15 protein-coding genes are annotated in these 14,897 nt (G+C 71.6%); 4 read left to right on the forward strand and 11 right to left on the reverse strand.

Features of this window, described 5'->3' with window-relative positions; all coding sequences use genetic code 11:
* Positions 1–250 precede the first annotated feature (250 nt).
* The 7 genes from AQJ67_RS17005 to AQJ67_RS17035 all read right to left on the reverse strand — a co-directional run bounded on the left by AQJ67_RS17005 (position 251) and on the right by AQJ67_RS17035 (position 5,703).
* Positions 251–772, reverse strand: a complete 522-nt coding sequence (locus tag AQJ67_RS17005; protein WP_062719607.1) for a hypothetical protein — start codon at positions 770–772, stop codon at positions 251–253.
* Between the two features lie 131 nt (positions 773–903).
* Positions 904–2,109, reverse strand: a complete 1,206-nt coding sequence (locus AQJ67_RS47675; protein ID WP_062719608.1) for a putative T7SS-secreted protein — start codon at positions 2,107–2,109, stop codon at positions 904–906.
* Between the two features lie 10 nt (positions 2,110–2,119).
* Positions 2,120–2,431: a WXG100 family type VII secretion target gene (locus AQJ67_RS17015; protein WP_062719609.1), complete on the reverse strand. Its 312-nt coding sequence runs from the start codon at positions 2,429–2,431 to the stop codon at positions 2,120–2,122.
* A gap of 174 nt (positions 2,432–2,605) precedes the next feature.
* Complete coding sequence (locus AQJ67_RS17020; protein ID WP_062719610.1) at positions 2,606–3,313, reverse strand: hypothetical protein; 708 nt, start codon at positions 3,311–3,313, stop codon at positions 2,606–2,608.
* Positions 3,314–3,441: 128 nt separating this feature from the next.
* Positions 3,442–3,762: a DUF4333 domain-containing protein gene (locus AQJ67_RS17025; RefSeq protein ID WP_062719611.1), complete on the reverse strand. Its 321-nt coding sequence runs from the start codon at positions 3,760–3,762 to the stop codon at positions 3,442–3,444.
* A gap of 354 nt (positions 3,763–4,116) precedes the next feature.
* Positions 4,117–4,779 carry a response regulator transcription factor gene (locus AQJ67_RS17030; RefSeq protein WP_003997051.1) on the reverse strand — a complete coding sequence of 221 codons (663 nt, stop codon included), beginning with the start codon at positions 4,777–4,779 and terminating at the stop codon, positions 4,117–4,119.
* Between the two features lie 246 nt (positions 4,780–5,025).
* Positions 5,026–5,703, reverse strand: coding sequence for a DUF3000 domain-containing protein (locus AQJ67_RS17035; protein ID WP_079055999.1), 678 nt, complete (start codon positions 5,701–5,703; stop codon positions 5,026–5,028).
* Positions 5,704–5,807: 104 nt separating this feature from the next.
* Here AQJ67_RS17035 and hemE point away from each other — a divergent pair, with 104 nt between their 5' ends.
* Positions 5,808–6,863: a uroporphyrinogen decarboxylase gene (gene hemE, locus AQJ67_RS17040; protein ID WP_062719613.1), complete on the forward strand. Its 1,056-nt coding sequence runs from the start codon at positions 5,808–5,810 to the stop codon at positions 6,861–6,863.
* Between the two features lie 6 nt (positions 6,864–6,869).
* Here the strand turns inward: hemE and AQJ67_RS17045 are convergent, their stop codons facing one another.
* Positions 6,870–7,691, reverse strand: coding sequence for a rhomboid family intramembrane serine protease (locus AQJ67_RS17045; protein WP_062719614.1), 822 nt, complete (start codon positions 7,689–7,691; stop codon positions 6,870–6,872).
* Between the two features lie 125 nt (positions 7,692–7,816).
* Between AQJ67_RS17045 and AQJ67_RS17050 the strand changes: the two genes are divergently transcribed.
* Positions 7,817–8,152, forward strand: a complete 336-nt coding sequence (locus AQJ67_RS17050) for a hypothetical protein (protein WP_079056000.1) — start codon at positions 7,817–7,819, stop codon at positions 8,150–8,152.
* A 120-nt stretch (positions 8,153–8,272) separates the two neighbouring features.
* On the opposite strand, the gene AQJ67_RS17055 is transcribed toward AQJ67_RS17050, so the two are convergent.
* The gene (locus AQJ67_RS17055; RefSeq protein ID WP_062719616.1) at positions 8,273–9,682 is read right to left on the reverse strand and encodes an FAD-dependent oxidoreductase; all 1,410 of its coding nucleotides are present in this window, start codon (positions 9,680–9,682) and stop codon (positions 8,273–8,275) included.
* 27 nt (positions 9,683–9,709) lie between these two features.
* Complete coding sequence (locus AQJ67_RS17060; protein ID WP_062719617.1) at positions 9,710–10,732, reverse strand: DUF4349 domain-containing protein; 1,023 nt, start codon at positions 10,730–10,732, stop codon at positions 9,710–9,712.
* Positions 10,733–10,893: 161 nt separating this feature from the next.
* Between AQJ67_RS17060 and hemG the strand changes: the two genes are divergently transcribed.
* A complete protein-coding gene (hemG, locus tag AQJ67_RS17065) occupies positions 10,894–12,354 on the forward strand; it encodes a protoporphyrinogen oxidase (RefSeq protein WP_062719618.1) in 1,461 nt (486 codons plus the stop codon).
* A gap of 4 nt (positions 12,355–12,358) precedes the next feature.
* The gene (gene hemQ, locus AQJ67_RS17070) at positions 12,359–13,090 is read left to right on the forward strand and encodes a hydrogen peroxide-dependent heme synthase (RefSeq protein ID WP_062719619.1); all 732 of its coding nucleotides are present in this window, start codon (positions 12,359–12,361) and stop codon (positions 13,088–13,090) included.
* A 95-nt stretch (positions 13,091–13,185) separates the two neighbouring features.
* Here hemQ and AQJ67_RS17075 read toward each other — a convergent pair whose 3' ends face one another.
* Positions 13,186–14,835: an alpha/beta hydrolase gene (locus tag AQJ67_RS17075; protein WP_062719620.1), complete on the reverse strand. Its 1,650-nt coding sequence runs from the start codon at positions 14,833–14,835 to the stop codon at positions 13,186–13,188.
* Positions 14,836–14,897 lie beyond the last annotated feature (62 nt).

The raw sequence follows: 14,897 nt of genomic DNA on the forward strand, positions 1-14,897 counted from the left end.
GCCTTCTGGACACGTTGGCGCTGACCTGCGCAAACACCTCCGGCCGTGTCCCACGGCCCACCGATGCTTCTCGGCCACGTGGGGACTAGGGGGTGTTTTGAAAGTCCAGTGCGGTGCCTGCGGTGTCCGGTGCGTGCCCTCGGCGTGCCGGACGAAGGCCCTCGTAGCGGAGCTACTTGGGCCTTTGGCCGGTGCGGCGAGGGTGCGTGCCGGGCGCCGTGGGTGCTGTGCGGGACTTTCAAAACACCCCCTAGCCCTCCGAGGAGGGGGAGGCGGGGCGCAGGGTCGAGATGAAGGACTGGAAGTCCGTCAGGACGTCCTGGAGCTGGCTCGTCCGCGCGGTCAGGGCGATCTCGATCTCGGCGCGTTCGCCGCGCTGCCGCTCGCTCTGCAGCACCAGGAGGAACTGGCTCTGCGCGAGCTCCATCGGCTGCCCGTTGACGGTGGCCTGGATGCGCAGGTTCTGCACGATCCCCGGGGCGTCGATGAGGCCCGGCGCGGGCGAGGTGCCGACCTCGGTGCGCTTGACGACCTCGACGGCGCCGACGTTCTCGCGCAGCCGCCGTACCGACTCCTCGGCGAGGCCGTGCAGGCTCGACGAGCCGTCGAGGCGGTGGCCGGTGACGGTGATGTTCGGCACGAAGCCCTGGCCCCGGGAGGCCATGTGCAGGGCGACGAAGGCGGCGTGCGGGGCGCCGACCTCCTCCGGGGGCGCCGACTGCCAGCCTTGCGGGAGCTCGATTTCGAGCGGGACCGGAAGTGTGCCCGGCATGGTGGATCAACTCCTTGCGGTACGGGTTCCGACGGTACGGGAACGGGAAGCGAGGGGGACGTGGACGGAGGGGAGAGGAGACGGCGGGGCGCCCTCGGCGGGGACGCCCCCGGCGGGGTTCCCCGCGGCGGTCAGTCGAACCAGTCCCCGATCGCGTCGACCGCGTCTCCGGCCGCGTCGGTGACCTTGCCCGGGTCGATCTCGATCTGGGCGCCGAGCTTGCCGCCCACGCCCAGGCCGACACCGAGGTCGCCGCCGATGACGATCTTGCCGTCCTTCATCCCGGCGTCGAAGTGGGCCTCGGCGCCGGCCCCGGCCCACGCCTCCGCCGTGCCGCCGACGCCGACACCGGCGACGGAGGCGTGTCCCTCCGCGGTGGCCTTGGCACCGGCGAAGGCCTCGCCGCCGACGTGGACGCCGTCCGTGCCGATGGAGCCCTTGACGCCGGCCTCGGCGCCCACGTACGCCTCGCCCTTGCCGGACGCCTCGAAGACGCCGACCCCGTACTTGCCCTCGGCCGTGGCCTGGGCGAGATAGGCCTTGCCGGACGCCTGCGCGGTGGCGTTCCCGTCCACGAGGCCCACCCCGGCGGAGGCGTCGACGCCGAGGAGGTTGACGCCGGCCTTGCCGGAGACCTCGCCGCCCGCGAACTCACCGCGGCCCTTGGCCTCGGCGCCCCACACCTTGGCGTCGGCGGTGACGGACGGGCCGGCCACGGTGACGCCCGGACCCTTGCCCTCGCGCAGTGCCTCCCGCTCCGCCTGCGTCATGTTCTTGTGGTCGCCCCAGGCCCCGACGGGCCTTGTCTCGGGTGCCCGTTCCAGCTCGGCGCGCTGAATCTTCCTGGACGTCGCGCCGGTGTCGTCCTGCGTCGCCTCGGAGGCCCAGAAGAGCCAGTCGGGCGCGTTGTCGCCCTCGCCGCCCTGCGCCTTGAACTTCTCGGCCGCCGTGTCGCCCTCGGCCTCGACATGGGCGCGCGCCGACTCCAGCAGCTGCTCGCCGCCGCTCTCGTCGCCGCCGTCGTACAGCCGGATGGCCTCTTCCGCCTGCCCCTGGGCCCACGCGAGGGCCCTGGCGTAGCCCCGCAGTGCTTCCGCGGCCGTGCTGAGCGCATCCGAGCCGCGGTACCACTTCTGCTTCTGGCCCGAGAAGTCCTCCCAGAAGGCGTCGCTCGCCTGGCCGTGCCAGCTGGGAATGCGGACGGAGTCGAGCTCGTCCCCGATGCCGTCGAGGGTCTTCGCGTGGCCGTCGAGCTTGTCCGCGTCGTCCGTGAGCTTCGACGGGTTGCCCGGGATCAGTTCGCGCGGGTCTCGGGTGGACCCGAGTTGTGCCGCCATCGCTGCCCCGTCAGTAGCCCGGGCCGGCGACCGCGGGCCCGGTGAAGTGGTTCTGGGACTCCCGCTCGGAGCGCTCGTAGGACGCGGCGTTCTCGTCCAGCTTGGCCGACGAGCTCTCCCCGTCCTCCTTCATCGGGCTCTTGATGGCCTGCATCCAGGTGGCCATCAGTTGCCCGAACTCCTTGGCCGCGTCCCCGTGGCCGAAGTCCCCGCTCGCTTTGCCGAGTTCGTCCAGCTTCACCTTGTCGCTCTTGCCCACGGAGTCCTTGATCTTCTTGGAAGCCGACCGCAGTTCGGACGGCTCCACATCGAACTGGCCCATCCGCTCCCCCCTCTACGTCCATGCGGGCACGAACGCGCGTCCGTGCCCTGATTGTTGAGAACGCAAAGAGGGTCTCCCAATGGCAAAGGCCCAGCGGTACCGGCCCTGGACCTCACATGATTCCTACCAGGAAGCTTCATAGCGCGACCGCATGGTGCGCCTCGGGACGGCTGTCTACGGCGCCTGCGGAGGACGGGCGGGCGACAGGGATCCCAAATGGCCTGCGGCGTCGACGAGATACTCAAGGGGCTCGTCGAACGTCTCACCGCTCAGCCTGGTCCGCGAACGCGAGGTGATCAGCTGACCGTCGTGGAGCCGGAGCGGCAGCTCCAAGGCCCGAGGGTCGGAGGTGAGGAACTCCGCCAGGCCGCCGAGCACTACGGGACGGGCGCGCTCCTCGTCGCGGGAGACGATGTGGAAGTCCTTGTCGAGCCGGGGGATTCCGACCTCCATGGCCCGTCCCCGATAGAAGGTGTCGAACCAGCCGTCGCGGTAGATCCGCAGGTCCGGAACGTCCACGCCCAGGTTCAGGGCCCAGACGGAGTGGACGATGACCTGCGTCGTCTCCGAGTCGACGTCCTTGTTGTAATAGCGGTACTCGAACGCGCGGAAGCCGAATCCGCGGTACGTGCCGCTGACCACGTTGTCTCCCGTGACGTTGCTGGCCCTGTCCGGGAGCGGCTCGGCCCCCTCGTAGGCGTCGACGAGGCTCGGCACGCCCTCCTCGTAGGTCCACCCGCGGCTCTCGGCGAACGACCGCAGCAGCGCTGACGCCTCCTCGGACTGACGCCTCTTACGAGCCTTGCCCCGGCGGTCCCACACGACGAGAGCCACGACGCCGACACACGCCAGCAGGAACAGGACTGCTTCGATTCCACTCATGGCGCCAGCATCCCCCGTGGCCCCTCTGTGGGCCCGACCCCCCGGCGCTCCATCACAATCCGCACCTCGCGGTCACACATTTCCCCCGCGCCCGCCGCAACGGTCCAGCGGGCGGGGCCCGCTCCGGCTCAGGAGGCCGTCTCGTCGACCTTGATGTCGTAGTGGATCGTGCTGCCCTCGACGGAGGTGACCTTGACGGTGACGCCGAAGCTGGTGCCGTCGGTCGCGGTGAGCTTGCAGCGCAGCGAGGTGCCGACCTTGCCGGCGAGGTCCTCGGGGCAGGTGACGTCCGGCTTCGGCTGGCCCGTCTGCGCGGCGAGCTTCTCCGCCACCGAGTTCGCCACCTCGTCCTTGGCCAGCTTGGCCTCCGAGGAGCAGCCCACCAGCAGCGCGGCGGCGGCTGCGGCGGCGAGGCTCCACGAGGCCAAGGAAGAGAAGGACTTGGGCATGACGGCTCCGTTCGAGGCGGGAGGAGGGTGACGGCCGGAAGGCGAGGCTCGTCAGTGCGACTGTCTATCAGCCCTGGCCGCCCGCCTGGCGGATCTTCACATCCTCCCGCTCCGGCCCGCGAGTGATCTTCACCTGCCTTGGCCCCGGGCGGGTCGTTCCGGGTGCCGTACATGGACAGCGCCCGCCGACGGAACGTTCCGTCGGCGGGCGCCTGAAGGTCGTAAACCAGTCGGCCCAGTGAAGGATCCGGTCCACGACAGGTGAGGGACGCGGGCGGGATCGGCGGCCGATCCCGTGCACGTCGGTGGATGGTCGGGGTCAGGGAAGTGGTCGAGGCCGGTGGCTGACCGGCGTCAGTGGATGATGCCGGTCCGCAGGGCCACGGCGACCATGCCGGCGCGGTCACCGGTGCCGAGCTTGCGGGCGATGCGGGCGAGGTGGCTCTTGACGGTCAGTGCGGACAGGCCCATCGAGACGCCGATGGCCTTGTTCGACTGGCCCTCCGCCACCAGCCGCAGCACCTCGACCTCACGACCGGACAGCTCGCGGTAGCCGCCCGGGTGGCTCGGGGCACCCGGGTGGCGACGGTGCATACGGGCGGCGGCGGCGCCGATGGGGGCGGCACCGGGCCGGGTGGGGAGCCCGACGTTGGTGCGGGTGCCGGTGACGACGTAACCCTTCACGCCACCGGCGAGAGCGTTGCGTACGGCACCGATGTCGTCGGCCGCGGACAGGGCGAGGCCGTTCGGCCAGCCCGCGGCGCGGGTCTCGGACAGGAGGGTCAGGCCGGAGCCGTCGGGCAGATGGACGTCGGCGACACAGATGTCGCGGGGGTTGCCGATGCGGGGACGAGCCTCCGCGATGGACGAGGCCTCGATGACGTCGCGCACACCGAGCGCCCAGAGGTGCCGGGTGACGGTGGAGCGGACGCGTGGATCGGCCACGACCACCATGGCGGTCGGCTTGTTCGGGCGGTAGGCGACCAGGCTTGCGGGCTGCTCGAGGAGAACGGACACCAGGCCTCCTGGGTGCGGGGACGGCTTTCAAGGTCACAGTCGTCTTCGGCACCAAACCTCTGGCCCTTTAGGGAAAGATCACGATTTAGTGAGTAACAATCGGGGCAATTCGGACGCGTGGTCGATCGTTCGGCGAGCAAAACGGTTCGATCATGGACTGATTCCTGACCGAAAGTGGCCGTATCGACAAAGTGACGGTCAAGTCACCGTCACTGGTGTCACGTCGTCGACAGCTATGAGCAGCGGTCAGTGGGACTGCGGGTCACGGCGCTGCGGCAGCGTCACCACCGAGGCGTCCCCAGGACCCGCCGGCGGCAGCCCCGCGACCTGGGCGAGCAGATCGCACCAGGACGCCAGATGGGCCGCGGTGTCCGGCACGCCGCCCAGGCCCTCGCGCGGAGTCCAGGAGGCCCGGATCTCGATCTGCGAGGCCGCCGGGCGCTCGGAAAGACCGCCGAAGTAGTGGGAGCTCGCCCGCGTCACGGTGCCGCTCGGCTCCCCGTACGACAGCCCGCGCGCCTGGAGCGCACCGGTCAGCCAGGACCAGCACACGTCGGGCAGCAGCGGGTCGACGGCCATCTCCGGCTCCAGCTCCGCCCGCACCAGGGTCACCAGCCGGAAGGAGCCCCGCCAGGCGTCGTGGCCCGCCGGATCGTGCAGCAGCACCAGCCGGCCGTCGGCCAGGTCCTCGTCGCCGTCGACGACGGCCGCCTCCAGCGCGTACGCGTACGGAGCCAGCCGCTGGGGCGCCTTGGTCTGCTCGACCTCGATCTGCGGCCGCAGCCGGCTGCCGCGCAGGGCGTCGACCGCCGCACGGAACGCCGGCGGAGCCGTACTCTTCGAATGCCGGTCCGCCTCCCCGCTGTCCTTCGCGTCGTCCATCCCGCCAGTACCGTCCGACAGTCGTTCCTGAGCCGCAGCCATGCCGGGAAGATTAAGGGGAACCGGGCCTTCGTGCAGGGAGAGACACCCGGACAACACCCCAACCCCGGCGTCGGGCCCGATGCGGCCGTGCGAGACTTGGCCCCGTGAGTGCCAACCAGACGCCGCCGACCGCCACGTACGACTCCGCTTTCCTCAAGGCGTGCAGGCGCGAACCAGTGCCGCACACGCCGGTGTGGTTCATGCGGCAGGCCGGGCGCTCCCTGCCCGAGTACCGCAAGGTGCGCGAGGGCATCCCGATGCTCGAGTCCTGCATGCGGCCCGAGCTGGTCACCGAGATCACCCTCCAGCCCGTGCGCAGGCACGACGTGGACGCGGCGATCTACTTCAGCGACATCGTCGTCCCCCTCAAGGCCATCGGCATCGACCTCGACATCAAGCCCGGCGTCGGCCCGGTCGTCGAGAACCCGATCCGCACCCGCGCCGACCTCGCCCAGCTGCGCGACCTGACCCCCGAGGACGTCTCCTACGTCACCGAGGCCATCGGCCTGCTCACCCGCGAGCTCGGCGCCACCCCGCTCATCGGTTTCGCCGGCGCCCCTTTCACCCTCGCGAGTTACCTCGTCGAGGGCGGCCCGTCCCGCACGTACGAGAACTCCAAGGCCATGATGTACGGCGACCCGGAGCTCTGGGCCGACCTGCTCGACCGTCTCGCGGACATCACGGCCGCCTTCCTCAAGGTGCAGATCGAGGCCGGCGCCTCCGCCGTCCAGCTCTTCGACTCCTGGGTCGGCTCGCTCGCCCCCGCCGACTACCGGCGCTCGGTGATGCCGGCCTCGGCGAAGGTCTTCGAGGCCGTCGCCGGTTACGGCGTCCCGCGCATCCACTTCGGCGTCGGCACCGGCGAGCTTCTGAACCTCATGGGCGAGGCCGGCGCGGACGTCGTCGGCGTCGACTGGCGCGTCCCCCTCGACGAGGCCGCCCGCCGCGTCGGCCCCGGCAAGGCGCTCCAGGGCAACCTCGACCCGACCGTCCTGTTCGCCACCCCCGAGGCGGTCGAGGCCAAGACCCGCGAGGTCCTCGACGCGGCGGCGGGCCTGGAGGGCCACGTCTTCAACCTCGGCCACGGCGTCATGCCGTCCACCGACCCGGACGCGCTGACCCGGCTCGTCGAGTACGTCCACACGCAGACGGCTCGCTGACGACGCTCACCACGTGTGGGGCCGCGCCCTCCTGCCGAACAGCAGGCCGCGCGGCTCCGGTGGCGGCGGCGTCCCCGGCTTGAGAGGCCAGGCGAGCGCCATCCCGGCCAGGAAGCCCACGATGTGCGCCGCGTACGCCACGGTGCCCGCGTCGGAGACGCCCTCCCCGTTCGAGTACACCGCCTGCAGCACGAACCAGAAGCCCAGCACCAGCCAGGCCGGCAGCCGCAGCGGCAGGAAGACCAGGAACGGGACGAGGACCCACACCCTGGCCCTCGGATACAGCACGAGATAGGCGCCCAGTACGCCCGCGATGGCCCCTGAGGCGCCGATCAGCGGGTCGGCCGAGTCGTCGTTGAGGAACGCGAAGCCGTACGACGCCGCGTAGCCGCAGACGACGTAGAAGAGGAAGTACCGCACATGGCCCATGCGGTCCTCGATGTTGTTGCCGAAGATCAGCAGGAACAGCATGTTGCCCAGCAGATGCAGCCAACCGCCGTGCAGGAACAGGGCGGTGAAGACCGACAGCGCCGGGGACTTGTCGTAGTCAGGCGGGCCGACCACACAGCCGGGGCCGTGCGGTCCGACGGCGACGTCGCCGGTGGGGACCACGCCCGGCAGCTGGTCGTGGACCAACTCCCTCGGCACCGCCGCGTAATGGTCCAGGAACGCGTGCAGATGGCACGTCTGGGCGAGGCCGCTCTCACCGGCCACGGATCCGGCTATGCCGGGCGTGGACAGGAAGACGAGGACGTTCGCGGCGATCAGTGCGTATGTCACCCAAGGGGTGCGGCGCACCGGGTTCACATCATGGACGGGGATGACCACGAGGTTCTTCTGCCCTGGATACGTCCGGCGAACCGGTGAACGTCGCCGTCCGGGTGTGCGTATCTCCTCTCAACCGCCCGCGGCACGGGGAAGGCGGGTCGCGGGGTCTACGTGAGGAACAGGCGATGAACGACCGAGTTACTCCTGCGATGCACGCGTTGCCCGACGGGGAGGCCGAACTCTCGGTGGTGGTGCGGCTGCCGTGGGAAGACGTGGCCCGGCTGGGGCAGGAGGCGGGGCGGCTCGCCGCGCAGATGCAGCGGCCGGTGACGCTGGACGAGGCGGTGAGTCATCGGTTGCGGTCCGTGCGGGGGGCTGCGCATGCGAAGCCGGCGGGGGAGCAGCCGGCTGCGGCGGCCGCGATGCCGCCGAGTGTGAGCGCGTCGGTGTCGTCGTTGCCTTCGCGGCCGCCGGCTGAGCAGGCTCGGCAGGCCATTGAGAGGATCAACGGATCCGCCTAGTCGCCGTGGGGGTGTGGGGTGTTCGGCGGGTGCGGGCCGTGTGTGGCTTGTCGCGCCCGCGCGGCGGAGCCGCACATCGATACAGCCCCGCGCCCCTGAGGGGGGTGCCGGCGCCGCCCGTCATGAAGTGCCGGTGTTCACTGCCTTCGCCGCCCTGCGGGCTGCCACCAGTACCGGGTCCCAGACCGGGGAGAACGGTGGGGCGTATCCCAGGTCCAGGGACGTCATCTGTTCCACCGTCATGCCTGCTGTGAGGGCCACCGCCGCGATGTCCACCCTCTTTCCCGCGCCCTCCCTTCCCACGATCTGCACGCCCAGCAGGCGGCCTGTGCGGCGTTCGGCGAGCATCTTGACCGTCATGGGGGAGGAGTTCGGGTAGTAGCCCGCGCGGCTCGTGGACTCGATCGTGGCGGTGACGTACTGGAGGCCGGCCCGGCGGGCGTCCTTCTCGCGGAGGCCCGTGCGGGCGATCTCCAGGTCGCAGACCTTGCTGACGGCGGTGCCGACGACGCCGGGGAACGTGGCGTAGCCGCCTGCGGCGTTCGTGCCGATGACCTGGCCGTGTTTGTTGGCGTGGGTGCCGAGGGCGATGTGGCGTTCCCGGCCGGAGACCAGGTCGAGGACCTCCACGCAGTCGCCGCCCGCCCAGATGTTCTCGCGGCCGCGCACCCGCATGGCCAAGTCGGTCAGCAGACCGCCGTGGTCGCCGAGGGGGAGACCGGCCGCCCGCGCGAGGGACGTCTCCGGGCGGACGCCGATACCCAGGACGACGACGTCCGCGGGGTACTCGGCGTCCTGTGTGGCCACCGCACGGACCCGGCCGTTCTCGCCGGTCAGGACCTTGGTGACCTCGGTGTCGTTCACCATGGTGATGCCCAGGCCCTCCATGGCCTCGTGCACCAGGCGGCCCATGTCGGGGTCGAGCGTCGACATGGGTTCGCTGCCGCGGTTGACGACCGTCACCTCGTAGCCACGGTTGATGAGCGCCTCGGCCATCTCGACGCCGATGTAGCCGGCGCCGACCACCACCGCGCGGCGGCCACGCGTGCGTGTCAGCGTGTCGATGAGGGCCTGGCCGTCGTCGAGGGTCTGCACGCCGTGGACGCCGGGGGCGTCGGCGCCCGGCATGTCGGGGCGGATCGGACGGGCGCCGGTCGCGATGACGAGTTTGTCGTACGACGTCCAGTACTCGTCGCCGGACTCGACGTCACGCGCGCGTACCCGCCCGCCGGCCACGTCGATCTCCACGACCTCCGTCCGCATGCGCAGGTCGATGTCCCGCGCGCGGTGCTCCTCGGCCGTACGGGCGATCAGTCGGTCGCGGTCGTCGACGTCGCCGCCCACCCAGTACGGGATGCCGCAGGCCGAGAAGGAGGTGAAGTGGCCGCGTTCGAACGCCACGATCTCCAGCTCCTCGGCGCTCTTGAGGCGCCGCGCCTGCGACGCCGCGGACATCCCCGCGGCGTCCCCTCCGATCACGACCAGTCGTTCCCGCGTACCCGGCACACCCCTCACAGCGCTCATGTTCATGCGAACACGCTACGAGTGCCCCGCATTTCAGTCCTGCTCACCGCTCTGTTCGTCGCCCGCGCGCGTCGGACGCGGGGCCGGGCGGGCCGTCGGCAGCGGACCCAGGGCGGTCGTCACGGGCGCGGGCTCCGGGCGGCGCGGCAGCCGGGGCCGCAGGACCTTCAGCCACAGCAGCACGATCAGCGCCGCGACCGCCACGAACGGCAGCACGGCGCCGATCACGACCGCCAGCCAGCGCAGCATCGTCACGAACGCGTCCCAGCCGCCCGCCAGCGCGTCCAGGAAACCGGGGTCGTCGTCCTTCGCCACCGCCTTCTTCACCGGCGTCTCCGACAGGGAGAGGGTGATCGTGGCCAGGCTGGTGCGGTCCTTCAGGGACGCCTGCTGGGCCAGCAGCGACTCCAGGTCGGCCTGGCGGGAGCTCAGCTCGCCCTCCAGGGTCACCACGTCGCTGAGCCTGGTCGCCTGGTCCATCAGCTCACGGATCCGGGCGACGCTGGCCCGCTGCGACTTGATGCGGCTCTCCACGTCCACGACCTGGTCGGTGACGTCCTGCGCCTTGGCGCTGCGCTCGATCAGCTTGCCCGCGCCCTCCAGGTCCGCGAGGACCTCGGCGTACCGGTCGACGGGCACGCGCAGGACGACACGGGTCTGCTCATGGCCCTCATCGTCGCGGGTGGTGGTCTCGTTGCCGACGTAGCCGCCCGCGTTCTCGGCCGTGGTGCGGGCCTCGTCCAGGGCCTTCGGTACGTCCTTGACCTGCACGGTCAGGGAGGCGGTGCGGATGATGTGGCTCGCGGTGGCCTTGGGCGGGGCGGTCGCCCGGTCGGCGCCGGACGCGCTGCCCGGGGTGCCCTCCTTCGCACCCGCCTGGGAGTCCGCCTGTGCGGCCTCTCCTGCCGCCGCCTTGCTGTCGCCCGCCCCGGAGTCGTCCGAAGCGCTGCAGCCGGTGAGCGCGAGGGCCGCGGCCATCAGGACGGCGGCCAGGGCCGCAGCCGGTCGCACGGACGGTGCGGAACCAACGGATCGTGCGGAACGTCGTGTGCGCATGTGGGCGTACCCCCGAGGGTCGTCGTGGCGACTGATGCTTCTTCGACGCCGGGGTGCGGCGGAACGTTGGCGGTGATCGGTCCCGATGCGGTCACGGTCAGGACTCGTGAAGGACACCGGGGCGCGGAGGGATTGTCAGTGGGGTCTGAGAGGCTGTTGACATGCGCGAAGTGGAGAGTCGTACGGATGCGGGCCGGGTCGTCGTCATCGGGGGCGGGATCGCGGGACTCGCCGCGGCCCACCGGCTGCTGGACGCCGGCCGGCAGGTGACCGTCCTTGAGGCGTCGGACCGGGTCGGCGGCAAGCTGCTGCCGGGCCGGATCGCGGGCGTCCGGGTGGACTTCGGCGCCGAGTCGATGCTGGCCCGCCGCCCCGAGGCCGTCGCCCTGGCCCGGGAGGTGGGGCTCGACGAGCGCCTCCAGCCGCCCGCCACCGCCACCGCCTCGATCTGGACCCGCGGTGCCCTGCGCCCCATGCCCAAGGGGCACGTGATGGGAGTCCCCGGCACCGCGTCCGCGCTCTCCGGCGTCCTGTCCGACGAAGGCCTTGCCCGCATCGAGCGCGACGCCGACCTGCCCCGCACCGAGGTCGGGGACGACGTGGCGGTCGGGGAGTACGTGGCGGCACGCCTCGGCCGCGAGGTCGTCGACCGGCTGGTCGAGCCCCTGCTGGGCGGCGTGTACGCGGGCGACGCGTACCGCATCTCGATGCGCTCGGCCGTCCCGCAGCTCTACCAGGCCGCGCGCACCCACGACTCCCTCACCGAGGCGGTCCGCGAGATCCAGGCCAAGGCCGCGGCCAACCAGCAGACCGGGCCGGTGTTCATGGGCATCGAGGGCGGCGTGGGCCAACTCCCGCTCGCCGTCGCCGAGTCGGTGCGCGCACGGGGCGGCGAGATCGTCACCGGGGCGCCGGTGACCGAGCTGCGGCGCGAGGAGCCCACGGGGTGGCGCGTCGTCGCCGGTGACCGCGCGCTGCGGGCCGACGCCGTGGTCGTCGCCGTGCCCGCCCCGGCCGCCGCCGCCCTCCTGCGCGCCGAGGCCCCCGAGGCGGCCACCGAGCTGGACGGCATCGAGTACGCCTCGATGGCCCTGGTCACCCTCGCCTACCGCCGTGCCGACACCGGCCTCCCGGCGGGCAGCGGCTTCCTCGTGCCGCCGGTCGACGGGCGCACCATCAAGGCCTCGACGTTCGCCTCCCAGAAGTGGGGCTGGATCGCCGACGAGGACCCGGACGTGATCGTGCTGCGCACCTCCGTCGGGCGGTACGGCGAGACGGAGATCCTGGGGCGGGACGACGCCGGCCTCGTCGATGTCTCCCGGCACGATCTGAGGGCGGCGACCGGCCTCGACGCCAACCCTCTCGAAACCCGCGTCACCCGCTGGACCGACGGCCTGCCCCAGTACCCGGTCGGCCACCACGCGCGCGTGGCCCGCGTCCGCGAGCACGTCGCCAAGGTGCCGGGCCTCGCCGTCTGCGGCGCGCAGTACGACGGCGTGGGCATCCCGGCGTGCATCGCGAGCGCGTACGCCGCCGTGGACCAGCTGGACGGCGATCTGCGGGGTGTGGAGGAGCTCACCGCCGACCCGGTGCAGAGTCTGCACGGCGGAGCGGGAGAATAAGGGCATGAGTGACGACGCCCCCACCACCGAGTCCGGCAGGATCCCGAACAAGGGCAAGCTGGCCAAGGACCTCAACGAGGTCATCCGCTACACCCTCTGGTCCGTCTTCAAGCTGAAGGACGTGCTCCCCGAGGACCGCGCGGGCTACGCCGACGAGGTCCAGGAGCTGTTCGACCAGCTCGCCGCCAAGGACGTGACGATCCGCGGCACCTACGACGTGTCCGGGCTGCGCGCCGACGCCGATCTCATGATCTGGTGGCACGCCGAGACCGCCGACCAGCTCCAGGAGGCGTACAACCTCTTCCGCCGCACCAAGCTGGGCCGCGCTCTGGAGCCCGTCTGGTCGAACATGGCGCTGCACCGCCCGGCCGAGTTCAACCGCTCGCACATCCCGGCGTTCCTCGCCGACGAGACGCCGCGCAACTACGTCAGCGTGTACCCGTTCGTGCGCTCCTACGACTGGTACCTGCTGCCCGACGAGGACCGCCGCCGCATGCTCGCCGACCACGGCAAGATGGCCCGCGGCTACCCCGACGTCCGCGCCAACACGGTCGCCTCGTTCTCGCTGGGCGACTACGAGTGGCTGCTGGCCTTCGAGGCCGACGAGCTGTACCGCATCGTCGACCTCATGCGCCACCTGCGCGCTTCCGAGGCCCGGATGCACGTCCGCGAAGAGGTGCCGTTCTACACCGGGCGCCGCAAGTCCGTGGCCGAGCTGGTCGCCGGGCTCGCCTGACGCCGTGATGTGAGGCCGGGCGGAAACACGGCACCCGGCGTCGGTCGGCCGTGGCCACCGACGCCGGGCTTGCTTGATCAGAACGCGGTCGTGGACTACTGCGGTCGGCCGCCCGGCTTCGTCGCGCCCGCCCGGTCGCCCAGCTTCTCCTTCGCCTGCTCGTCGCCCGGGCGCTCCGGCTTGGGCTCGGGGTGCGCCTCGCAGGCCGCGCGCCGGTCCGGGAGGCGGCCCTCCAGCAGGTACGCGTCGACGTGGCCGTTGACGCAGGCGTTCGGGCCGTACGCGATGCCGTGCGTACCGGCGTCCCGCTCGGTCACCAGGACCGAGCCGGCCAGCCGCCGGTGCATCTCCAGCGCGCCCTCGTACGGGGTGGCGGCGTCGCGCTCGGCGGCCAGGATCAGCGTCGGCGGCAGCTCACCCTGTCCGGTCCGTACGTCGAGGGGCTTCTGCCGGGGAGCCTGCCAGTAGGCGCACGGCAGGTTCATCCACGCGTTGTCCCACGTCTCGAACGGCGCCACACGCGCGAGCCGCGTGTTGTCCCGGTCCCAGACGGCCCAGTCCGTCGGCCAAGGGGCGTCGTTGCACTCCACGGCCGTGTAGACCGCGCTGGAGTTCTCCTGCTCGGCCGCCGCCTCCCGTACCGGCGCGGCCAGCTCGACCAGCGCTTTCGGGTCGCCCTTCAGATACGCCGACAGCGCCTTCGCGCGTGAGGGCCAGTAGTCGTCGTAGTAGCCGGCCTGGAGGTACGCCTCCTGCAACTGCCCCGGCCCGACCTTTCCGCCCGCGGGCTCCTCGGCCAGTTGCTCCCGCACCTTCTCGTAGCTGAGCAGCACGTCCTCCGGGGTGTCCCCGAGCCCGTACACGTCGTCGTGCTCGGCGACCCACTCCCGGAAGTCCTCCCAGCGCCCCTCGAACGCGGCCGACTGGGCGAGGTTGTTGCGGTACCAGATCTGCGAGGGGTCGGGGTTCACCGCGGAGTCGAACACCATGCGCCGTACGTGCGAGGGGAAGAGGGTCGCGTACAGCGCGCCGAAGTAGGTGCCGTACGACGCGCCCATGAACGTCAGCTTCGACTCGCCCAGCGCGGCGCGCAGGACGTCCAGGTCCCGGGCGTTGTTGAGGGAGTTGTAGTGCCGCAGGGCACTGCCGGTGCGCTCGGCGCACCCGCGCGCGTAGGCCTTGGCCCGGGCGATGCGCTCCTTCTTGTACTCCTCCGAGGGGTGCGTCGGCGCCAGTGCCGGGCCCTGGACGAACTTCTTGGGCTCCTGGCAGGACAGCGGCGCGGACGGGGCCACTCCGCGCGGCGCGTAGCCGACGAGGTCGTACGCCGCCGCCAGCCGCTTCCACTCGGGCAGCAGGCCGATCAGCGGGAAGTGCAGTCCGGAAGCGCCCGGGCCGCCCGGGTTGTAGACGAGGGAGCCCTGCCCCGGTACCCGGCGCTTGCTGTTGTGCGGGTCCTTGTGCGTGGCCCGCACGCGGCTGACGGCGAGCTTGATCTGCTTGCCGTCGGGGCGGGAGTAGTCGAGCGGCACGGACACCGTGCCGCACTCCATCTTCCCCGGCAGGTCCTGCTCCTTGGCACATTCGCCGAAGGCGATCCCGGCCGCCCTGGCGCGCGCGGCGGCCACGCCGGTGCCGTGCTGCTCGGCCGTGCCCGGGGCGGCCCCGGTGCTGCCGGCCGGTGTGGCGGAGAGGGTCGTCAGGAGCAGAGCCCCCGTGGCCGAGTAGAGGGCGGCAGCTCTCATCGCGTATCCCTTCGCAGCACGGCAGCAACAAAAGGGATATTTCGTGCGTCTGTTGAGGAAGG

This window comes from Streptomyces caeruleatus (assembly GCF_001514235.1).
GTDB lineage: Bacteria > Actinomycetota > Actinomycetes > Streptomycetales > Streptomycetaceae > Streptomyces > Streptomyces caeruleatus.